This is a genomic window from Methylobacterium sp. AC832, from assembly GCF_979256025.1.
Genome location: NZ_CEEDMV010000002.1, coordinates 146,788 through 167,380, shown reverse-complemented (window position 1 = coordinate 167,380; position 20,593 = coordinate 146,788). Strand labels below are relative to the sequence as shown.

The following is a 20,593-nucleotide window of genomic DNA, read 5'->3' as shown; positions in this document are numbered from 1 at the left end:
TGAGGAGAAGACCCGTTGCCGGAAGTCGAGTCGGACGCGATCGCCAAGGGTACGGATGCCGAGGAGCGGGAAGCGGCTCTGGCCGCCGAGGACTCGCACGGCGAGAACGGCCCCGGCGAGGACGACCTGGATTCCCGGACGCCGAACGCGGCGCCAGCGAAGGGGCCTGCGCCCCGACGCCGGCCCGCGGGCGCCGGCACCGTCCGGGTTCCCGCCGCGCATGCACGGGTGACGAAGCCCGCCTCGAAGTCCCGGCCCGGAGCGACGGCGCAGGATTCCGCATCCGCGGACGACGCGGAGACCGATTCCATCCTGGTCGAGACGGTCATCGCCGACACGGTGCCAGAACGGGCCGCTGCCGAGCCCCCGGCACGGGAGAGCGTTCTGGCGGCCGGTAGGGCCCTTCGCGAATCGCCGGAGCGTTTCGTGAACCGGGAATTGTCGTGGCTGCAATTCAACCGCCGGGTGCTGGAGGAAGCCTCCAACACCAGCCATCCGCTGCTCGAACAGCTGCGCTTCCTCTCGATCTCGGCCAACAACCTCGACGAGTTTTTCATGGTTCGCGTGGCGGGCCTGCACGATCAGGTCCGCGCCGGGCTGATCCAGCCGTCGCAGGATGGGCTGAGCCCGGCCGAACAGCTTGCCCGCATCGGCTCGGAAGTCTCGCGGCTGGCCCTCGACCAGCAGCGGCGCTGGCGTGAATTGCGTGACGATCTGCATGGAGTCGGTATCGACTTGGTAGAGCCCGGTGACCTGACCCCGGAGCACAAGGCCTGGCTGGAGGAGTACTTCCTCAGTCACGTCTTCCCGGTCCTGACGCCGCTCGCCATCGATCCGGCCCATCCCTTCCCGTTCCTGTCCAACCTCGGCTCCAGCATCGCACTGATGATGGTCCGTCCGCGCGACGGGCGGACGCTGCGCGCCCTCATCCGCCTGCCCTCGGTCCTCGGCCGCTTCGTGCGCCTGCCCGACATGGCCGGGGACACCACCGCGCGCTTCATCGCCATCGAGCAGCTGATCGTGCTGTTCACGGGCCGCCTGTTCCCCGGATATTTCGTGAAGGGGCAGGGGGCGTTCCGCGTCATCCGCGATTCCGACCTCGAGATCGAGGAAGAGGCGGAGGACCTCGTCCTGCATTTCGAGACCGCATTGAAACAGCGCCGGCGCGGCGTCGTCATCCGGCTCGAGGTCGAGGCCGGGATGCCTGAGGACCTTCGGGCCTTCGTCGCCGACGAACTCGAGATCGGCTACGACGCCATCTTCGTGGTGGAGGGCATGCTTGCCCTCAATGAGCTGGCGCAGATCGTCGGAATCGACCGGCCGGACCTGAAGTTCAAGTCCTACAACCCACGCTTCCCCGAGCGCATCCGCGAGAGCGGCGGCGATGTCTTCGCCGCCATCCGGCAGAAGGACTTCATCGTCCACCACCCCTACGAATCGTTCGATTCGGTGGTTCAGTTCCTGGCCCAGGCGGCCCGTGACCCGAACGTGGTGGCGATCAAGCAGACCCTCTACCGCACCTCGTCGAACTCACCGATCGTGGCTGCACTGGCCGAGGCCGCGGAACTCGGTAAATCCGTCACCGCCCTGGTGGAGTTGAAAGCGCGGTTCGACGAGGAAGCCAATATTCGCTGGGCCCGTGACCTGGAGAAGGCCGGCGCGCAGGTGGTGTTCGGCTTCATCGAACTGAAGACCCATGCCAAGCTGTCGATGGTGGTGCGCCGCGAGGGCGACAAGCTCGTCACCTACTGCCATGTCGGCACCGGCAACTACCATCCGATCACCGCGCGGGTTTACACGGACCAGTCGTTCTTCACCGCCGATCCGGCGGTGGCGCGGGACGTCTCGCGCATCTTCAACTACATCACCGGCTATGCCGAGCCCGCCGAACTCGAGCGGATGTCGGTCTCGCCGCTGACGTTGAAGCCACGCCTGATCGAGAGCATCGCCGCCGAGGTGGCGCATGCCAAGGCCGGGCGTCCAGCCGCGATCTGGATCAAGTGCAATTCCCTCGTCGACGCGCAGATCATCGACGCGCTCTACGACGCCTCACAGGCGGGTGTGCAGATCGACTGCGTGGTGCGCGGAATCTGCTGCCTGAGGCCCGGCATTCCCGGCCTCTCGGAGACGATCCGGGTCAAGTCCATCGTCGGGCGCTTCCTCGAACACGGTCGGATCTACGCCTTCGGCAACGGATTCGGCCTGCCCCATCCCAAGGCCACGGTCTCGATCTCGTCCGCCGACCTGATGAGCCGTAACCTCGACCGCCGGGTCGAGGCGCTCCTGCCCATCACCAACCAGACTGTGCACCAGCAGGTGCTGGACCAGATCATGCTCGCCAACCTTCTCGACAACCAGCAGAGCTGGCGTGTACTGGCGTCTGGTGCGAGTGAACGGGTCCAGCCTGCGGAGGGTGAGGAGCCGTTCAACGCGCACAAATACTTCATGACGAACCCGAGCCTGTCCGGTCGGGGCAAGTCCTCGAAGAAGTCGAGTCCGCGGGCGCTGAGCCGCAGGGCCCAACGTTCGTGAGCGGACGATTCCAGCAGGAGCTGGTCATGGGACTTCCTCGTGACGGCAGGTCGGGTCTAGGCTTCACGACTCAAGGAGATCCCGGCGTGCAGGACCGCGTGGAACCGGTGGCGATCATCGACATCGGCTCGAATTCCGTGCGGCTCGTGGCCTATGACGGTCTGAACCGCGCGCCGACGCCGCTCTACAACGAGAAAGTCCTGTGTGGGCTGGGCCGCAACGTGTTCAGCACGGGCCGGCTCAACGAGGAGGCGGTCCGGCGCGCGCTCAGCGCGCTCGCGCGCTTCCGCATCCTCTGCGAGACGATGAAGGTCGGCCGTGTCTTCGTGCTGGCCACGGCCGCCGCGCGCGACGCGCAGAACGGCCCGGAATTCCTCGCCGCGGCGGAGGCCGCCTGCGGCCACAGGATCGAACTCCTGTCCGGTCGGCGGGAGGCCGAGCTCTCGGCCCTCGGCGTGATTTCCGGGTTCCACACGCCGGACGGGGTCGTCGGCGATCTCGGCGGCGGCTCCCTCGAACTCGTGGACGTACGCGGCGCCACAGTAGGGCAGGGCGTGACCATGCCGCTGGGCGGCCTCGCCCTTCAGGACCTGTCCGGCGGGTCGGTGAAGAAGGCCCTCAAGATCGCCCGCGAGAACCTCGCCAAGGCGGCCCCCCAGTTGGAAACCCTGCGCGGTCGCAGCTTCTACGCGGTCGGCGGCACGTGGCGGGCGCTGGCCCGCCTGCACCAGGCAGCGCGGGGCTACCCGCTCCACGTCATGCACGGCTACAGCATCGAGCCGTCGGACGAGCTGAGCTTCCTCGAAGTGGTCGAACGCACCGACGCCGCCCTGCTGCAGGACGTGGAAGCGGTCTCCGAGGCGCGCAGGCCCCTTCTCGCCTACGGTGCCGTGGTGCTGGAGGAGATCATCCGCGTCGGCCGTCCGCGTGAACTCGCCATCTCGGCGAGCGGCGTCCGCGAGGGCCTGCTCTACGAGCAGCTCGACCGCGACACGCGCCTGACCGACCCGCTTCTCGCGGCGGCGGCGGAACTCAACCGGCTCCGCGCCCGCTCGCCAGGCCATGGCGCCGATCTCATCACCTGGACCGACCGCTTCGTCGCCACCCTCGACGGGCCGGAAACCGCCGACGAGCGCCGCCTGCGCCACGCCGCCTGTCTCCTGTCGGATATCGGCTGGCGCGCGCATCCCGATTACCGGGGCGAGCAGAGCATCAACATCATCACCCATGCCGCCTTCGTGGGCATCGACCATCCGGGCCGGGCCTATCTCGCGCTGGCAGTGTATTTCCGTCACGAGGGCGTCGCTGCCGAGAAGGCGAGCCCGATGCTGCGCAGCCTCGCCGGACCACGCCTGTTCGAGCGCGCCCGGCTCCTCGGCGCGCTCCTGCGCATCGCCTTCCCGGTCTCGGCGGGGATGGAGGGAGCCCTGGCGCGCCTGCCCCTCCTCTTGGACGATCGACGGGTGACCCTGACCCTGCCGGCGGACCTGGCCGCGCTTCCCGGAGACCGCCTCCTCAACCGCGTCCGCGGTCTCGGTCGGATTCTGGGGATGGAGGGGCGGATCGCCTGTCCTTGACGTTTTGAAAACAAGCGCCGCCGGGCAGGCCTCTCGACACGAGGGGTTCTCAGGACAACGGCCGTGAACGGCGCGGGCTCACGTGCGAGACCTGTCACCGCACAAGGCGAGTAGTCCCCTTATAGACGTTGTTGCTGCAATTCGCGTTCGGATTCGAGGCGCGATACTTCGAGTCGTTGTCGAGTTCGAGGCGGGACACGATGATACGAATGCAATTGGCCTCCCATACGACGTCGTTCTCGAACTCGACCTGACTGCTGGGGGCATAGATCGTCCCTTCGGCCGAGGCACCGAACTTCGAGTAGATGTCGTGATCGTGGGTGTTTCTTATGTCCGACCAGAGAACGATCCCCGCGTAAGGTCCCGTCGTCGGGGCCTTCAGCTCGAAGCTCGTCTTGCTGTGGAAGAAGATATCGCTCCCCAGCCCATCCATATAGATGATTACGTCATTGCCTTTGATCGAAGCCCCGTTCTTCAGCGTGAGCGGTCCCTTGATGACATAGACTCCTGGTGATAAAGTCACGGACGCATCGTCGATCGTTAAGCCTTTGCAGAAAGCAAAGCTTGGTTCGATCGTTTTCGCTACCGTATCTTTATTGATCAACTTGGCACCCCCGCAAGTCTCGTTGACCGGAGGAGCCAGCGACGCATAAGGATCTGCGACCGGTACGGCTCCCGACATGGGAGCGGGTCGTACAGTTGCCGTGCTGTGCATGCCGACCCCGCCGACGACGCGGATGCTGCTGACGTTGACGTAAGACGAGCTTCCGATCTCCAACGCGGAATGATGCTTCGAGTTGACCTGCACGCCACAATCCGGCGCATCGATCTGTGCTCCGGGATCGATGTCGAAAGCATTGGAATGATCCGGATGGAGGATCAGGATGCACATCGGATTGGCGAGTGCGATCGCGCTCGCGGAGATTTCCCAGAAATCAGAGCCGAAGAGCTTCGCGAACGAGGTCTTGAAGCTGTTTCCCTTGGCCGTCGTTCGCGATGCCGTGACGCGTACGGCGTTGGCGTTCTCGTCGACGGTGAAGGCGCCGTTTTCCCACTTTCCGAACTCCAGATCGGCATTCGTGACGAGTTGATCGACGGTCGGCCGGTTCTGCCGCGCATAGAGCTGCGCCGTCGCCAGGGCCGCGCTCCGGTCCGCCGCCCCGATGTAGCTGGCCGTGGCGAGAGCCGCGGCCTCGGCGCTGGTCATGAGAGTATTCTTCTCGAGGACCGCCGCTCCGAAATCGATGACGAGCCCCCCGACCCCCACCATCACCGGTAGGACGAAGGCAAAGATCAGGGCGACGTTTCCGCCGCGGCCTGCCGAAAAGGCGCGGATATGGGAGGGGCGGAGTTTCATCATTCCGCCAGACTGCGCATGACGGCCCGCGACGTGACGCCGGCCGAAAAACCGCCGAACGGTGTGATCTTGGCCATTTCGGCCTTGGTGATCTCAATGGTGACGACGACATCCCGGTCGGCTTCGTCCCCTTTGGTGGCGGGATCGATATTGGCCGTTGCGACGACGCCGGGATCGTCCAGAGAATGAGATTCAGCGAACTGCTTTGCCTCCGCAGCGGTCATGTATCCCACCGCCACGCCACGTGCGGCCTCCCGCGCATAGGTCGAGATTGTGGTGTGGGTCCGTATAAAGATTGCGACGGTAAAGAACGCCCCCAGCATCAGAAGCAGAACGGGTGCGATCAAGGCGAATTCGACCGCCGATACACCTTGGCGATCCATGATGAGGGATCGAGTTTGCCGAAAAAATCCGCCAACTCCGCCGGTCCACACCATGCTAAGATACGCTCTGCTATCGAGTATCAAACTCATCCAGCATAAACACAGAATTGTTAATTCATTTATCTTGATTAAGAGATACTTTGTAGGCAAAAGCAGAATCTATGATGTAGTCAGCCGCCGTGGTGGGAGCCGAAATTCCGCTATGCCGATGCGGTCAGGCGATCGCGGCGCGAGGGAGCCGGCGCCGAACGGGCCTGTCAGGGGAGCCCTGTCGGGACACAGGCTGGCCGAACGGCCTAGTCACCCCCCCGGAGAGGTCCAATACGGGCAGCCTCCGTCATTGCCGTCGTCTTCACGAGGCGAGGACCGGAAATTCCGGCCGCTGCCTCGGTGTCTTCACGCCGGCCTGTCCGCGAAGATCGCCTTCTTGACGATGGCGTGGACGCCCCAATTGCCGTCCACCACCTGGGTGATGCCAAAATCGACGGCGATGGACATGAGCGAGATCGCCTCGTCCTCAGTGAGCCCCTTCGCCTGCATCAGGAAGGATCGCATCTTACGGAAGGCGTCGCGCATGGCGAGGTCGATGGAGGATTTGGCGAAGATCTCGCTCTGCGCTTCCGGGCCGAGATCGGCGAGGTAGTTCGGGTAACTGAAGCCGGACAGCACCCAATCCTCTGATGTCTCGATCATCGGGAAATCGAGGGATTCGAGCGCGGTCCCGGCCAAGTCGGCCTTCTTGTGCAGGATGAACTGGAACGTGCCGGTGAGCGAGCATTCGATGGCTGTGCCGCAGAGTTCCGAATCGCCCTGGCTCGCATGCGGGTCGCCCACCGAGAACAGGGCGCCCGGCACTGCCACCGGGTAATACATCGTCGCGCCCTTGCCGATGCGCCAATTGTCGATATTGCCGCCGGTGTAGCTCGGTGGAATCGAGTTCACCATGTCGGCTTCCTTGGGCGCGAGGCCCATCGTGCCGAAATGCGGGCGGATCGGCACGCGCACGCCCTTGAGCACGTCGAAGTTGCGCTGTGTCTTGGTGTGGTCGACGGGGATGCCGGGATAATCGATGGTCGGATGCGCCACGCCGAACGGATCGGTGACGCCGGGCCAGCGAAAATTGTAGACCGCCTTCGCCCAATCGCGCGCGCCGTTAGCGTCGACCTCGTAGATGGTGACGACCTCGCGCGACCGGTCCCCGGTGATCATGTCCTTGTAATGGTAGCCCCACCAGGCGGCGGCGTTGCTGCCGAAGCTGCGCCCTTTGAAGGCGGGGTTGGCGCAGGGGCGCGGCGCCACGTCGAGGATGCGGACCTCCAGCACATCGCCGGGCTCGGCGCCTCGGATCGCCACCGGGCCAGTGCAGATATGCACGCCGAGCCCTCCGCCCGGTCCGAGCGGGCCGGTCTCCGGTCCGGCGCCCCGGCGGGCCACGCCCTTCTTCTCCTTGGTCCAGAGGAATACGCTCTCGGCACCGGGATCTCCCGTCACCATGCGCTCGGCATCGTCGTTGGCGTGGTGGGTCAGGGTCTCGATCGTGACGTAGTCGCCGGAGGCGATCTCGACCTGGGGCTTCAGCAGCTTCGAGAAATAGCCCCAATGCACCGTCTCGGCCGTCGCCGGCAGATGGTAATGCGCCGTCTGTTTGATGCCCTTGGCACTGACTTGCGCCAGGGCGGGGCCGACGAGAGACAAACCTCCTGCGGCCAGTGCCGCGGCACCTCCAGTCGCGACGAATCCGCTCTTGAGAAAGGCACGCCGCTCGGGCGCGAGATCGCCGAGGAACCGCTGCCGATGTTCGGCAAAATGCGTGCAGTTGGGATCGTCACCGAGGCACATGGACTTCTCCGATGGGAAGGCTCGTCCTGAGTCCTGTATGCAATCCGTCGGCCAAGGAGTTTCCTCCGGATTGGGCGGCTGCTTCGGCGCCATGGGCCCGGCCATCGCCTACGGCGAGCGACACGCCTGATCCTCTCCCCAAGCGACAGGGACACGACAAAAAGGCCCCCGGACCATTCGATCCGGGAGCCTTTGCGATGACGATGCCGGGAGGTTCGAGACGACCGGCCAGGGCGTCCTATTCAGAGAGCGGGGTCACTCCCGGCTCGGCCGCGGCGGCCCTCGATTCCACGGAGGTCGCTTGCGCTTCCACCACCGCTGCAGCCGTGACGTTGACGATGCCCCTCGCCGTCACGGAGGGCGACAGGATGTGAGCGGGCTTCGCCGGTCCGATCAGGAGCGGCCCCACCGGGAGAGCGTCGGCGAGGACCTTCGAGAACTGAAAAGCGATGTTGGCTGCATCGAGATTGGGGAAGATCAGCACGTTGGCCGCCCCCTTGAGGGGTGAACCCGGCAGCACCCGATCACGGATCAGGTCGGACAGGGCACTATCGGCCTGCATCTCGCCATCCACCTGAAGTTCGGGCTTGCGAGCCTGTATCAGGCCCAGCGCGGTGCGCATCTTGATGGCCGAGCGGGAATCGGACTGGCCGAAATCCGAATGGCTCAGAAGAGCGATCTTCGGCGTCATGCCGAACCGCGAGACATGCCCGGCGCAGGCCACCGCGACATCGGCGATCTCCTCGGCGGTCGGATCCGGACGGACATGGGTATCGGCCAGGAAGAACGCGCCCTTCTTCGTGATGACGAGGCTCATGGCGGCAAAGTCGAGCACGCCCGGCGCGAGACCGATCACGTCGCGGATCACCCGCAGACGTGTCTCGAACCGGCCCTCCAGGCCGCAGATCAGCGCATCCGCCTCGCCCCGGCGCACGGCGACCGCGCCGATCACCGTGGAATTCGTCCGCACCAGGGTGCGGGCGGCGTCCGGAGTGATGCCGCGCCGGCCCGCCGCCTCGAGATAGGTGGCGACATAGTCCCGGTAGCGCGGATCGTCTTCGGGATCGATCAGGTCGAAATCGGTGCCCTGCTTGATCGAGAGCCCGAAGCGCTTGATCCGGGTCTCGATGACTCGCGGGCGGCCGACCAGAATGGGCCGGGCCACCTGATCCTCGACGATGGCCTGGGCGGCGCGGAGCACACGCTCGTCCTCGCCTTCGGCGTAGATGACGCGCTTGGGCGCTTCCTTGGCCTTGGAGAAGATCGGCTTCATGATGAAGCCCGAGCGGTGGACGAACCGGTCGAGGCTGTCGGCATAGGCCTGGATGTTCTCGAGCGGACGGCCTGCGACGCCGGAATCCATCGCGGCCTTGGCCACGGCCGGCGCGATCCGCAGGATCAGGCGCGGATCGAACGGGCTCGGGATCAGCGAATGCCGGCCGAAGGGCCGAGCCTCGCCGCCATAGGCGCGGGCGACCACGTCGGACGGGGTCTCACGGGCGAGCGCCGCGATGGCCTTCACGGCGGCCTGCTTCATTTCCTCGTTGATCGAGGTGGCGCCGACATCGAGGGCGCCCCGGAAGATGTAGGGGAAGCAGAGGACGTTGTTGACCTGATTGGGGAAGTCCGAACGCCCGGTGCAGATCATCGCGTCGGGGCGCTTCTCCTGCGCCAGGTCCGGCATGATCTCGGGGTAGGGGTTGGCCAGCGCCATGATCAGCGGCTTCTCGGCCATCTTCTCCAGGTATTCGGGCTTCAGCACGCCACCGGCCGAGAGGCCGATGAACACGTCGGCACCCGGAATGACCTCGGCCAGGGTCCGGGCCTCGGTCTCCTGCGCGTAGACGTCCTTCCAGCGATCCATCAACTCGGTGCGGCCCTTGTAGACCACGCCCTTGATGTCGGTGACCGTGATGTTCTCGACACGGGCCCCGAGCGACACGAGCAAGTTCAGGCAGGCCAAAGCCGCCGCGCCCGCGCCCGAGGTCACGATCCGGACATCCGGAAGCTGCTTGCCGGCGAGTTCGAGGGCGTTGAGCACACCCGCCGCGACGATGATCGCCGTGCCGTGCTGGTCGTCGTGGAAGACGGGGATGTTCATCCGCGCCCGACACTGCTCCTCGACCTCGAAACACTCGGGAGCCTTGATGTCCTCGAGGTTGATGCCGCCGAAGGTCGGCTCGAGGGAGCAGACCACGTCCACGAGCTTCGACACATCGGGCTGGTCGACCTCGATATCGAACACGTCGATATCGGCGAACTTCTTGAACAGGACGGCCTTGCCCTCCATCACCGGCTTCGAGGCCAGCGGGCCGATATTGCCGAGGCCGAGCACGGCGGTCCCGTTGGTCAGCACGGCGACCAGGTTCTGGCGGATGGTGAGGTTGGCCGCCTCCTGCGGATCCTCGTAAATCGCCATGCAGGCGGCGGCGACGCCGGGCGAGTAGGCCAGCGCCAGATCTCGCTGGTTGCCCAGCGGCTTCGTCGCCTGGATCTCGAGCTTTCCGGGCCGGGGTAGACGATGGTAGACGAGGGCTCCGGACTTGAGATCGTCAGACATATTGTCGCCCATGAGCCTCACTCCCTCACTGACGGGCCTTTTCGGCTCCGCCGGACTCTCCCGCCGGACGTCGGGATGCGTTGGTTGACGTCCCTGTTGCACCGCCTGCGGAGTGGGCGCAACCCGCACAACCAAACCCGGATCCACCTCGAGAAATTGGTGAAAACTTACGGTTTCTCCATCGGGGAATACTCCTATGGCCGTCCCAAAGTGCGGTTCCCGGAAGCTGGGCGGCACCTTACGATCGGGCGGTATTGTTCCATCGCCGACAAGGTCGAGATCCTTCTCGGGGGCGGGCATCGCCTCGACTGGGCGACCACCTATCCTTTCGCAGCCATGGCGGGGCTGTGGCCGGGGGTGGACGCGTCGGTCGATGACCAGGCATCACGCGGCGACGTGACGATCGGCAGCGACGTCTGGCTCGGCTCCGGTTGCCTGATCCTGTCGGGCGTCACCATCGGACATGGAGCGGTGATCGGGGCCCATGCCGTCGTCTCCCGCGACGTGCCGCCCTATGCGGTGGTGGTCGGCAATCCTGGCCGGGTGGTGCGCTCCCGCTTCGATCCGGGTCTGGTGGCGGGCCTGTTGGAGACGGCTTGGTGGGAGCTCGATCCCGCAACGATCCGCCCGCTCGTGCCGCTGCTCCAGAGCGATCGTGTCGCCGAGTTGATTGCGGCCGCGCGCGCAGCACGGGCGGCCGGCGTTGCGGGCGCCGCCTGAATCCCTTACCCGGACTGTTTCATACCCACACTGACGATCGATCGACTTCAAGGCACAGACGATGTCCGACACGCCTCCCGACCGCCTCGCGGTGAACCCCAACAGCCCGTTCTACAACGAGGCCATCCTCGAACGCGGCATCGGCATCCGCTTCAAAGGCGTCGAAAAGACCAATGTCGAGGAATACTGCGTCAGCGAGGGCTGGGTCCGCCTGTCGGCCGGCAAGACCCTGGATCGGGCCGGCAACCCGATGACGGTGAAGCTGAAGGGCCCGGTGGAGCCCTATTTCCGGGACGACGCAGCGGAAGGCTGAAGGCGGTCAACCCGACGCCGTGTCCAATGGGAACGGCACCGGCTCCCTGATCGCGGGACCTTCACCGCGATCCGGCGGGCCTTAGCCCTCCCGCTTCCGGCATTCTCCCGCGTAATTCCGCAGGGCCTCCGCCACCAGAGCGTCGATCTGACTTTCTGTCTTCGGCTGGCGGATGACGAGGCTCGTCACCGAATCCGGGTGGTTCGCCCGCTGCTTCGGGGTTCGCGCATGGTTCGAGACGCGCAGGGCGAAGGCGCTGCCCTCCGGCTTGAGATAGACGCTGTCGCCGCGCGTGTTGCGGGCGACAATCAGGAAGCCATGTGACGCGACGCCGGCCACGGCGCGTGCCATGGCGTCCGTTGGATTGAGCAGGGTCATGCCAGCCCTTCCTGCGCGAGAGCCGTGCGGCCACGAATAGCGGCGAGGGCGCCCGCGGCCGAACCGGCATAGCGTTCGAGCAATTGCCGGCGGAAGCTCAAGGAGGCCAGAGCTGCCTTCGGGGCGTTCACGGCAAGCATCCGGGAGCTCGGATCGGGCAGACCATATTTGCGTGAAACGTAGGCCCGTGACCAGGCCTGGTGCCAGCGGGTGCGGAAGACCCGGCCCGGCTCAGGCGCGGACGAACGCCCACGCCCATGCAGGGCGACCGCCCCGTGAACATGGACCAGGGAGCGACCGGCATCGGCGACCCGGCGACACAAGTCGTCATCTTCATAGAACAGGAAGATGTTCGGATCGAACCCGCCCAGGTCGAGGAACAGGTCGCGCCGGATCATCAGGCAGGCGCCCGACAGGAAGGGCGCACAGGCATCGCCCTCGGGCAAGGCACGGTTGCCCGGCGGATTGGTCAGATAGGGCGCGAGCAGCGAGCGCGGCTGGTAGAAGAAGCGCCCGTCCGGCTCCATCAGGCGCGGCGCCAGCAGCCCGGCATCGGGATAGGCGGCGGCGGCCCGCAGCAGGGCATCGACCGCTCCTGCCTGAACCACGATGTCCGGGTTGAGAATGAGCACGCGCTCGGCGCGCTCGGCGGCCCGGATCCCGATGGTATTGGCCCGACCGTAGCCCTCGTTGCGGAGGTTGCGGACCACTTTTGCGCCGGCCGCCTCGGCGACGCTCGCCGAGGCATCACGGCTCGCATTGTCGACCACGACGGCAGGCACATGCTCCGCCGCCAGGGCCGCGAGGCACGACGGAAGCGCATGGGCGCTGTCATGGGCAACGACGATGGCGACGAGGGAAGGCATCGTGGCCGGCCGGGCGAAGGTTTCTCAGCCCTGCTTCTCCGGCAGGTTGAGACGGATGTGGAGCTCGCGCAGCTGCTTCGGAGTCACCTCGGCAGGGGCCCCCATCATCAGATCCTCAGCGCGCTGGTTCATCGGGAACAGCACCACTTCGCGGAGGTTCTGCTCGCCGCAGAGCAGCATGACGATGCGGTCGATTCCCGGTGCGATGCCGCCGTGCGGCGGGGCGCCGAGTTTCAGGGCATTGAGCATGCCGCCGAACTTCTCCTCCAGCACCTCCTGGCCGTAACCGGCCAGACCGAAGGCCTTCTCCATCACCTCGGGGCGGTGGTTACGGATCGCGCCGGAGGACAGCTCCGTGCCGTTGCAGACGATGTCGTACTGGAACGCCTTGATGCCGAGGATCTTCTCGGCCTCGCTCGGATCGAGGGCGAGGAATTCCTCGCGGTCGAAATTCGGCATCGAGAACGGGTTGTGGGAGAAGTCTATCCGCTTCTCGTCCTCGTTCCACTCGTACATCGGGAAGTCGGTGATCCAGCAGAACGCGTACTGATCCTTGTCGGAGAGGTTCAGCTCGTCCGCGATGCGGATGCGGGCCTTGCCGGCCAGAGCCGCGGCCTTGGCCTCGGTACCGGCGGAGAAGAACACGGCGTCGCCGGCCTTCGTGCCGGTCTTTTCGCGGATGAGGGCCTGGACCTCCGAAGGGATGAACTTGGCGATCGGGCCCTTGCCGGTGACCGTGCCGTTGTCGTCCTCGAAGATGATGTAGCCGAGGCCCGGCGCGCCCTCGGCGCGGGCGAAGTCGTTGAGCTTGTCGAAGAACGAGCGCGACTGCGTCGCCGCCCCCGTCGCCGGGATGGCGCGAACGACCCCGCCGGACTTGATCACACCCTTGAAGGCCTTGAACTCGACCTCGTCGCGAGCGAATTCGTCCGTCACGTCGGCGATGATCAGCGGATTGCGAAGATCGGGCTTGTCGACGCCGTATTTCAGCATCGCCTCGGCATAGGGAATGCGCGGGAAGGTCTCGGTGACCCGCTTGCCTTCGGCGAATTCCTTGAAGACGTCGCGCAGGACCGGCTCCACCGACTGGAACACGTCCTCCTGGGTGACGAAGCTCATCTCGATGTCGAGCTGGTAGAACTCACCCGGCGAGCGGTCGGCGCGGGCATCCTCATCGCGAAAACACGGCGCGATCTGGAAGTAGCGGTCGAAGCCGGCGATCATCGTCAGCTGCTTGAACTGCTGGGGGGCCTGCGGCAGCGCGTAGAACTTGCCAGGGTGCACGCGGGACGGCACCAGATAGTCACGCGCGCCTTCCGGGCTGGAGGCGGTGAGGATCGGCGTCTGGAACTCGAAGAAGCCGCCCTCGCGCATACGGCGGCGGAGCGAATCGATGATCGCGCCGCGCTTCATGATGTTGGCGTGCAGCTTGTCACGGCGCAGATCGAGGAAGCGGTACTTGAGCCGCGTCTCCTCCGGGTATTCCTGGTCGCCGAAGACCGGCACCGGCAATTCGCCGGCGGGGCCGAGAACCTCGATGTCGTCGATATAGACCTCCACCGTTCCGGTGGGCAGGTCGGCATTCTCGGTTCCCGCAGGGCGCGTGCGCACGCGGCCGTCGATGCGGATCACCCATTCCGAGCGGGCGAGGTTGGCGGTCTTGAACGCCTTCGAATCGGAATCGACCACGCATTGGGTGCGACCGTAATGGTCGCGCAGATCGATGAAGAGCACGCCGCCATGATCGCGGATGCGATGGCACCAACCGGAAAGGCGTACGGTCTCGCCGACGTCGGACGGGCGGAGCGCCCCGCAGGTATGGGTACGATAACGGTGCATGACGGGCTCTTCAGATTGAGCGGCGCACCATTCACGCGAGGGCGGGCAAGTCAAGGCGAAGGCGATCCTACGCCACGCGGCGGAGCCCGTAGGCGGGAGCGGGGACGAGCCCGGAACGGGCATCGTCGAGGCCCTGGAGACGGGGGCGGGACCTTTCGGAAACGAGGGTGAATCCCCATATCAGGTCCATGAATGCAAACGCATTTTTCGATATTCTGAACGAGGCTGCCGCCGCTCCTGCCGAACGCCGGAAGACTGCCGACCAAGGCGAACACAAGCTCGGCACGTGGCAGGTTCTGCCGCTCGAAGGTCGCTACGAGATCGTCTACGAGGATTCCCGTGGCCTCTGGAGCACGCGGAGCCTGAGCGCGCGAGAGTTGAGGCTCGGACCCGGCCGGACGCTGCTGGGCGGTATCGACCGCGCACGCGGCGGCTATCGCGGCTTTCGGGTGGACCGCATCCGGCGCCTGTCCGAGGAAGGCGGCCCCCGGATGAATGCCGGCATCCTCGACTGGCTTCTCGCCCGTGCCGAGGCCCAGAGGCGCGAGCGTGCCGAACTGGTGCGCAGCCTCGCTCGCCGGAACCGGTCCCGCAAGCGCGCCGCCTGACGAGGGAAGTGCAGCACGGGATGTCGGGGATAGGCGCGCGCGGCGCGAGATACGATCTCGCCTCACGCGTCAACCTCCGATATAGCCGGCTCTCATGGACCTCATAGCTACCACGCCGGCCCTCGCCGAGGCTTGCAGCCGTTTCGCCGGACAGCCGTTCGTTACCGTCGACACGGAGTTCATGCGGGAGACGACCTACTACCCCAAGCTCTGCCTGATCCAGATGGCCGGGCCGGACGGGTCGGGCGTGCTCGTCGACCCGTTGTCTCCCGATATCGACCTCGCGCCATTCTTCGCGCTGATGGCCGACGAGAGCGTGGTCAAGGTGTTCCACTCGGCACGCCAGGATCTCGAGATCATCTGGCTGCTCGGCGGGCTGCTGCCGCAGCCGTTCTTCGATACGCAGGTCGCCGCCATGGTCTGCGGCTACGGCGACTCGGTCTCCTACGAGCAGTTGGTCAACGACGTCGCCAAGGCCAAGATCGACAAATCGTCCCGCTTCACCGACTGGTCGCGCCGTCCGCTCTCGGACGCCCAGTCGAGCTATGCCCTCTCCGACGTGACCCATCTGGTGACGATCTACGAGGTGCTGGCCGGCAAGCTTCTCTCCACCGATCGCGGCGAGTGGCTCGACGAGGAAATGAGCGTCCTGACCTCGCCGGAAACCTACAAGGCCGACCCGGCCCAGGCCTGGCGCCGGCTCTCCGGCCGCATGCGCAAGCCGCGCGAGATCGCAGTTCTGGCCGAGGTGGCGGCCTGGCGCGAACGCGAGGCCCAGACCCGCAACGTGCCGCGCGGGCGAATCCTCAAGGACGAGGCGGTGATCGACATCGCCACCTCCGCGCCTCGCAGCGTCGAGGCCCTGGGACGCCTCCGCTCGATCCCGGCGGGTTTCGAACGCTCGCGCACCGGAGCCGACATCCTGGCCGCCGTGGAGCGCGGCTTTCAGCGTGATCTCTCCGAGATCGCCTTGCCCGAGCGCAGCCGGGGCCGGGGCGGCAACGGCGCGGTGGTCGAATTGCTGAAGGTGCTGCTCAAGGCGGTCTGCGAGGCCGAGGACGTGGCGCCCAAGATCGTCGCCACGATGGATGACCTCGAAGCGATCGCGGAAGACGACGAGGCCGACATCGCGGTCCTGCAGGGATGGCGCCGGACGCTGTTCGGCGAGAAGGCGCTTGCCCTCAAGGCAGGCCGCCTGGCCCTCTCGGCCCAGGGTGGGCGGATCGTGGTGCGCGCGCTGGATTGATCCAGACCTCGCGTTTCCCCCGCCTGGGGAAGAGGAGCCGCATGCGCGGCTCGCCCATCCTCAATTCGCCTTCGCGCTGACGTCCAACCTGTCGAGCACGGCGCCCGGCGTCGGGGCCGCGCTGAATTCGAGCATGCCGATGCCGCCGGCATTCTTCGCCTTGGCGCTGAGGAGAAACGTACCCGGCCGGGTCACGAATTGGCCCAGAGCCGCGCCGATGGCCTTGGCGCCAGCCGAATTACCGAGGATTGCCGGAACGCCGAACGTGGTCGCGGTCACGTATTCCTGGGTCAGTTCCTCCGGCTTGAGGCTCAGACTCTTCGACTGCGAAGCGATGAAGCGCTCGAACAGGCCGCTATTCTCGATCCGCAGGTCGAGGGTCTTGGCAGTCGCCCCCAGCATGGCGAAGGTCGAGACGCTCGGATCCGGGTCGAACACCGCCGGGCCGATACCGCCCAGGATGCCGTTGACCTTCACGCTGCCCATGTCCTTGCCCGACACCGACACCTCGCTGAAGGAGAGTTCCTTGGCGGCCTCGTTCCAGGCCGTGTCGGCGACGACGTTCAGGTCGAGGTCGCGATAGCCGTAAGCGCCGAGGGAGCCGAGCCCCGGAATTCCGGCCACCGCCGTAGCGGGCAGGGTGAGTCCCGAGAGGGTGGCACGGCCGGTGGTCGGCAGGCCGTCGCGCAGCGGCCCGAAGGCGAAGGCACCGTCACGCAAGCCGATCTGCGTGGGAGCCGTCGCGACGGGGGGGAGCGCGGGAGCAGCAGCGGGCTTGCCAGCAGAATTGCCGGGGGGCTTCGGCGCGGCGGGTGCCCCGTCCGGCGGCAGGTCGAGGCGCAGGTCCTTCACTGCCAGGGTACCGAGCACCGGCGTCATCTGCCGCAGATCCGCCTCGGTCGGCTCTCCGGCCTGAGCCGAGAGCTTCCGCATGGCCGCCACGGTCGGAGCGAAGGAGAAGCCCGCGAAGGACAGGCGCGAGAGCTTGCCGCTGGCTTCGCCCGCCGTGAAGCCGAGATCCTCGAAGGTCAGGTTTCCGGAGGTGAAGGCCATGCGCCCCATGGTCATCGCCATGGGTTCACCGTCATGGGTCTGATTGACCGTGAGCCCGCTGGCCTGGAACGAGCCGACGGAGAACCCGTCCATCAGGTCCGCCACGGTTCCGAGGATCCGCGCCTTGTCGGCGGAGGCGGGCTGTGTCGGGTCCACACGGGACATCGCCTCCAGCGCGCCCGTCCATGTCGCGGGAATCTGTCGGCCACTGACGTCGCTACCCTCGAGACGGGCGATCTTCAACAGAGTGCCCTCGGCCTCCATCACAATGTCGGCGGCCGAGAAATTGCCGTAGATCCGGAGCATCGGGCTCTTGGCGTCGCCTGCCTCGCCGTAAAGCCGCGCCATCGCGGCGAGATCGACGTCCTTCATGTCGATGCGGCCGTAACTGGCGCTGTGTCTCGCCTCACCCCCATCCTCCGCCGCCGTCACCCCAGCGGCACTCGCCTGGGCGATACGGCCGCCGCGCACGTCCTTGGCCGTCACGTCGCGATAGGTCGCTGTCTGGGCCCTGGTACCGATCCGGGTCTCGGAACGAAGCTCCGGAATCACGATGCTGGCAGCATCGAACTTGGCCAGACGCGCGGCCAGAGGCTCGGGGCCGGATTTCAGAAGAGCGAGCAGATCGTCCTTCGTCAGACGCGTACCGCTGACGATGACCTGCGGTGCGGTGAGGGTCGTACCACCGAACGTCATCGTCACGTTCTGGAGCGTGACGTCCTGCACGGCGGACGCCGCCTCCTGGGCCGTGGCCGGCAATGGGCCCATCGGGCCACCTCCGCCAAGTGCAAGGAGGGCACAGACCGAAAGGCCGGCCGCCCGCATGAGGAAGGGACGGCCTTGTGGGACGTTCATGAGCAGATCCGGGGCGCTGCGGAAAAGGCGCTTCGTGCAACGGTGCCGCGCCGAACCGCATCCGTGCCGCAGTTTCCGCGGCGAGGCAATCGCGCTGCCGCACGCCGCGATGTGACGGAAAGACGATGGCTCAGAGCGAGAACGACGTACCGCAGCCGCAGGAGGCCGTGACCTGAGGGTTCTCGATCTTGAAGGACTGGCCGATGAGGTCGTTGGCGAAATCGATGGTCGAACCGCTCATGTATTCGAGGGACACGGGGTCGACGAGGACGGTCGCGCCATCCCGTTCGATCACCATGTCGTCATCGGCGCGGGAGCGCTCGATGTCGAAGGCATAGGAGAAGCCCGAGCAGCCGCCACCATTGACGCTGATCCGCAGGGACGCACCGGGAGGCTCGGTCCCCATGATCTCGTTGATGCGCTTGGCCGCGCGGGGGGTCAGGGTGATGTCGGCCATCGTGATGCTCTTGGGTTCTCGTCGATTGCCAGAAGCGCTAGCCCACACAAGATATGCGCCGTAGAGACGCGCTGCAACGCGGTAGGAGCCTGGCGCGAAATGACGGGTTCGGGAGGTGACGTGCGGCACAGGGGCGAACGCTGGCGGGCGCGCTACGCCACCGATCCGGCAGCCACGCGCGGGCGGCTGATCCCGGAGGCGGTCTCGCCCACCCGCAGCGACTTCCAGCGCGACCGCGACCGGATCATCCATTCGGCCGCTTTCCGGCGCCTGAAGCACAAGACCCAGGTCTTCGTCCATCACGAAGGCGACCATTACCGGACCCGCCTGACCCATACGCTCGAAGTCAGCCAGATCGCCCGGGCCCTCGCCCGTGCCCTCGGCTTCGACGAGGATCTCGCGGAGGCGCTGGCGCTGTCCCACGACCTCGGCCACACCTGTTTCGGGCATACCGGCGAGGACGCCCTCGATGCGCTGACGAAAGGCCATGGCGGGTTCGACCACAACGCCCAGGCGCTGCGCATCGTGACCCGGCTCGAGCGGCGCTATGCCGGATTCGACGGGCTCAATCTCGCCTGGGAGACCCTGGAGGGCCTCGTCAAGCACAACGGGCCTCTGCTGACGCCCGAGGGAGCCCCGACTGCGCGCTGGGCCGAGCGGGGGATTCCCGCCGCGATCCTCGAATACGACGCCGTTCACGATCTCGAACTCGGCCGCTTCGCCGGACCGGAAGCGCAGGCGGCGGCGCTGGCCGACGACATCGCTTATGACAGCCACGACCTCGATGACGGCCTGCGCGCCGGTCTGTTCGAACTCTCCGACCTGGAAGAGGTGCCGTTCCTCGCCAGGCTGATGGAGGAGATCGACGCCCTGCATCCGGGGCTGGAACCCTCGCGAAAGATCCACGAACTGGCGCGTCGCGTCATTACCCGCTTCGTCGAGGACGTGATCGCGGAGAGTACGCGCCGGATCGAAGTCCTGGCGCCGATGTCGGTAGAGGACATCCGTGGAGCATCGGCACCGGTCGTCGCCTTCTCACCCGCGCTGGCGGAGGCGGACACGACGATCAAGCGCTTCCTCTACGCGCGGATGTACCGCCACCCGAGCGTGCTGGCGGTGCGGGCGCAAGCCGACATCATCGTCGCGGATCTGTTCGGCGCCTTCACGGCGAACCCGGCGGCCATGCCCGAGGAATGGCGGGTCGGGCTCGATGGCGCAGGGGAGGGACGCATCGCCCGCCGGGTCGCCGACTACATCGCCGGCATGACCGACACTTACGCCGTGCTCGCCCACAAGCGCCTGTTCGCGACGACGCCGGACCTGCACTGGAGCCCGGAGAGCCGGGGTCTGCCGCTGGCGGAAGGATAGCGGCCGAGGTTCGGGACGATTCATGCGCATCTGCTTCATCGGCGACAGTTTCGTGAACGGGGTCGGTGACGACACCTGTCTCGGATGGACGGGCCGTCTCTGTGCCGAGGCCCGCCGCGCCGGCTGGGACGTCACGCATTACAATCTGGGAATTCGCCGCGACACCAGCCTCGACATCCACGGCCGCTGGCGACGCGAGGCCGAAGCCCGGCTGCCCGAGGGGCTGGACGGCCGGCTTGTCTTTTCGTTCGGCGCAAACGACTGCACGCTCGTCGATGGCCGAATCCGCGTCCCTCATGACCGCTCACTCGACACGGCGGAGGAGATTCTCGGAGACGCCGCCGGTTGGCGAAGAACCCTGATGATCGGTCCGCTTCCCGTCTGCGACGATTCCTCGACGGATGCGCGAATTCAGGCTCTGTCGCGCGACATCACTCCTCTTTGCGCCCGACTCGATGTCCCGTTCCTGCCGGTCTTCGGCATGGCGACAGAATCCGACGCATGGACCAGCGAGGCTGCAGCGGGGGACGGAACGCACCCCAATGCCAAAGGCTACGCGGCTCTGGCCAGCGTCGTCGCCGGCTGGGAAGCTTGGCGCGCCTGGTTCTGAGTGTCCTTCACGAAACGTCCGATGTGCCGTGT

The 20,593-nt window shown here is 66.3% G+C and carries 17 protein-coding genes; 8 read left to right on the top strand and 9 right to left on the bottom strand.

The window, feature by feature from the left end:
• Positions 1-15: 15 nt before the first annotated feature.
• Together AC0IXR_RS08025 and ppx are read left to right on the top strand one after the other, a co-directional pair.
• Positions 16-2,532: an RNA degradosome polyphosphate kinase gene (locus AC0IXR_RS08025; RefSeq protein WP_471760360.1), complete on the top strand. Its 2,517-nt coding sequence runs from the start codon at positions 16-18 to the stop codon at positions 2,530-2,532.
• Between the two features lie 26 nt (positions 2,533-2,558).
• Complete coding sequence (gene ppx / locus AC0IXR_RS08020; protein WP_210348393.1) at positions 2,559-4,109, top strand: exopolyphosphatase; 1,551 nt, start codon at positions 2,559-2,561, stop codon at positions 4,107-4,109.
• Positions 4,110-4,203: 94 nt separating this feature from the next.
• Here the strand turns inward: ppx and AC0IXR_RS08015 are convergent, their stop codons facing one another.
• The 4 genes from AC0IXR_RS08015 to AC0IXR_RS08000 form a co-directional block, all read right to left on the bottom strand.
• Positions 4,204-5,466 (bottom strand): pilus assembly protein TadG-related protein, encoded by a 1,263-nt coding sequence (locus tag AC0IXR_RS08015; protein ID WP_471760784.1) that lies wholly within the window; start codon positions 5,464-5,466, stop codon positions 4,204-4,206.
• Positions 5,466-5,849 (bottom strand): TadE/TadG family type IV pilus assembly protein, encoded by a 384-nt coding sequence (locus AC0IXR_RS08010; protein WP_207412012.1) that lies wholly within the window; start codon positions 5,847-5,849, stop codon positions 5,466-5,468. The genes AC0IXR_RS08015 and AC0IXR_RS08010 overlap by 1 nt, the downstream gene beginning before the upstream one ends.
• A 396-nt stretch (positions 5,850-6,245) precedes the next feature.
• Entirely contained in the window at positions 6,246-7,688 is a 1,443-nt protein-coding gene (locus AC0IXR_RS08005) for an acetamidase/formamidase family protein (protein WP_471760358.1), read from the bottom strand.
• Positions 7,689-7,926: 238 nt separating this feature from the next.
• A complete protein-coding gene (locus AC0IXR_RS08000; protein WP_471760357.1) occupies positions 7,927-10,260 on the bottom strand; it encodes an NADP-dependent malic enzyme in 2,334 nt (777 codons plus the stop codon).
• 84 nt (positions 10,261-10,344) lie between these two features.
• Here AC0IXR_RS08000 and AC0IXR_RS07995 point away from each other — a divergent pair, with 84 nt between their 5' ends.
• Positions 10,345-10,968 carry a CatB-related O-acetyltransferase gene (locus AC0IXR_RS07995; RefSeq protein WP_056424519.1) on the top strand — a complete coding sequence of 208 codons (624 nt, stop codon included), beginning with the start codon at positions 10,345-10,347 and terminating at the stop codon, positions 10,966-10,968.
• Positions 10,969-11,029: 61 nt separating this feature from the next.
• Positions 11,030-11,281 (top strand): DUF3297 family protein, encoded by a 252-nt coding sequence (locus AC0IXR_RS07990; RefSeq protein ID WP_056424187.1) that lies wholly within the window; start codon positions 11,030-11,032, stop codon positions 11,279-11,281.
• A gap of 81 nt (positions 11,282-11,362) precedes the next feature.
• Here AC0IXR_RS07990 and AC0IXR_RS07985 read toward each other — a convergent pair whose 3' ends face one another.
• Genes AC0IXR_RS07985 through aspS form a run of 3 tightly spaced genes read right to left on the bottom strand, consistent with a single transcriptional unit; the run spans position 11,363 to position 14,364 of the window.
• Positions 11,363-11,659 carry a hypothetical protein gene (locus AC0IXR_RS07985; RefSeq protein WP_471760356.1) on the bottom strand — a complete coding sequence of 99 codons (297 nt, stop codon included), beginning with the start codon at positions 11,657-11,659 and terminating at the stop codon, positions 11,363-11,365.
• Complete coding sequence (locus AC0IXR_RS07980; protein ID WP_461227558.1) at positions 11,656-12,525, bottom strand: glycosyltransferase family 2 protein; 870 nt, start codon at positions 12,523-12,525, stop codon at positions 11,656-11,658. The genes AC0IXR_RS07985 and AC0IXR_RS07980 overlap by 4 nt, the downstream gene beginning before the upstream one ends.
• 24 nt (positions 12,526-12,549) lie before the next feature.
• Positions 12,550-14,364, bottom strand: coding sequence for an aspartate--tRNA ligase (aspS, locus tag AC0IXR_RS07975; RefSeq protein ID WP_471760355.1), 1,815 nt, complete (start codon positions 14,362-14,364; stop codon positions 12,550-12,552).
• Positions 14,365-14,552: 188 nt separating this feature from the next.
• On the opposite strand from aspS, the gene AC0IXR_RS07970 reads away from it, so the two are divergent.
• Both AC0IXR_RS07970 and rnd read left to right on the top strand, forming a co-directional pair.
• Positions 14,553-14,972 (top strand): hypothetical protein, encoded by a 420-nt coding sequence (locus tag AC0IXR_RS07970; RefSeq protein WP_471760354.1) that lies wholly within the window; start codon positions 14,553-14,555, stop codon positions 14,970-14,972.
• Between the two features lie 94 nt (positions 14,973-15,066).
• On the top strand, positions 15,067-16,218 hold the full coding sequence (gene rnd, locus AC0IXR_RS07965) for a ribonuclease D (protein ID WP_056424197.1): 1,152 nt from the start codon (positions 15,067-15,069) through the stop codon (positions 16,216-16,218).
• A gap of 60 nt (positions 16,219-16,278) precedes the next feature.
• Here rnd and AC0IXR_RS07960 read toward each other — a convergent pair whose 3' ends face one another.
• Both AC0IXR_RS07960 and AC0IXR_RS07955 read right to left on the bottom strand, forming a co-directional pair.
• Positions 16,279-18,126, bottom strand: a complete 1,848-nt coding sequence (locus AC0IXR_RS07960) for a hypothetical protein (protein ID WP_471760353.1) — start codon at positions 18,124-18,126, stop codon at positions 16,279-16,281.
• A 130-nt stretch (positions 18,127-18,256) separates the two neighbouring features.
• Complete coding sequence (locus AC0IXR_RS07955) at positions 18,257-18,583, bottom strand: HesB/IscA family protein (protein ID WP_056424199.1); 327 nt, start codon at positions 18,581-18,583, stop codon at positions 18,257-18,259.
• Between the two features lie 99 nt (positions 18,584-18,682).
• Between AC0IXR_RS07955 and AC0IXR_RS07950 the strand changes: the two genes are divergently transcribed.
• Entirely contained in the window at positions 18,683-19,951 is a 1,269-nt protein-coding gene (locus tag AC0IXR_RS07950) for a deoxyguanosinetriphosphate triphosphohydrolase (RefSeq protein ID WP_471760351.1), read from the top strand.
• 22 nt (positions 19,952-19,973) lie between these two features.
• Positions 19,974-20,561, top strand: a complete 588-nt coding sequence (locus tag AC0IXR_RS07945; protein WP_471760350.1) for a GDSL-type esterase/lipase family protein — start codon at positions 19,974-19,976, stop codon at positions 20,559-20,561.
• Positions 20,562-20,593: the final 32 nt, after the last annotated feature.

Bases quoted from the DNA above. Each gene is read 5' to 3' on its own strand.
- AC0IXR_RS07970 (WP_471760354.1), top strand. From the start codon at position 14,553: ATGAATGCAAACGCATTTTTCGATATTCTGAACGAGGCTGCCGCCGCT.
- AC0IXR_RS07950 (WP_471760351.1), top strand. From the start codon at position 18,683: ATGACGGGTTCGGGAGGTGACGTGCGGCACAGGGGCGAACGCTGGCGG.
- aspS (WP_471760355.1), bottom strand. From the start codon at position 14,364: ATGCACCGTTATCGTACCCATACCTGCGGGGCGCTCCGCCCGTCCGAC.
- ppx (WP_210348393.1), top strand. From the start codon at position 2,559: ATGGGACTTCCTCGTGACGGCAGGTCGGGTCTAGGCTTCACGACTCAA.
- AC0IXR_RS08000 (WP_471760357.1), bottom strand. From the start codon at position 10,260: ATGGGCGACAATATGTCTGACGATCTCAAGTCCGGAGCCCTCGTCTAC.
- AC0IXR_RS07985 (WP_471760356.1), bottom strand. From the start codon at position 11,659: ATGACCCTGCTCAATCCAACGGACGCCATGGCACGCGCCGTGGCCGGC.
- AC0IXR_RS08015 (WP_471760784.1), bottom strand. From the start codon at position 5,466: ATGAAACTCCGCCCCTCCCATATCCGCGCCTTTTCGGCAGGCCGCGGC.
- AC0IXR_RS08010 (WP_207412012.1), bottom strand. From the start codon at position 5,849: ATGGATCGCCAAGGTGTATCGGCGGTCGAATTCGCCTTGATCGCACCC.
- AC0IXR_RS07955 (WP_056424199.1), bottom strand. From the start codon at position 18,583: ATGGCCGACATCACCCTGACCCCCCGCGCGGCCAAGCGCATCAACGAG.
- AC0IXR_RS07945 (WP_471760350.1), top strand. From the start codon at position 19,974: ATGCGCATCTGCTTCATCGGCGACAGTTTCGTGAACGGGGTCGGTGAC.
- rnd (WP_056424197.1), top strand. From the start codon at position 15,067: ATGGACCTCATAGCTACCACGCCGGCCCTCGCCGAGGCTTGCAGCCGT.
- AC0IXR_RS08005 (WP_471760358.1), bottom strand. From the start codon at position 7,688: ATGTGCCTCGGTGACGATCCCAACTGCACGCATTTTGCCGAACATCGG.
- AC0IXR_RS07990 (WP_056424187.1), top strand. From the start codon at position 11,030: ATGTCCGACACGCCTCCCGACCGCCTCGCGGTGAACCCCAACAGCCCG.
- AC0IXR_RS07960 (WP_471760353.1), bottom strand. From the start codon at position 18,126: ATGAACGTCCCACAAGGCCGTCCCTTCCTCATGCGGGCGGCCGGCCTT.
- AC0IXR_RS07980 (WP_461227558.1), bottom strand. From the start codon at position 12,525: ATGCCTTCCCTCGTCGCCATCGTCGTTGCCCATGACAGCGCCCATGCG.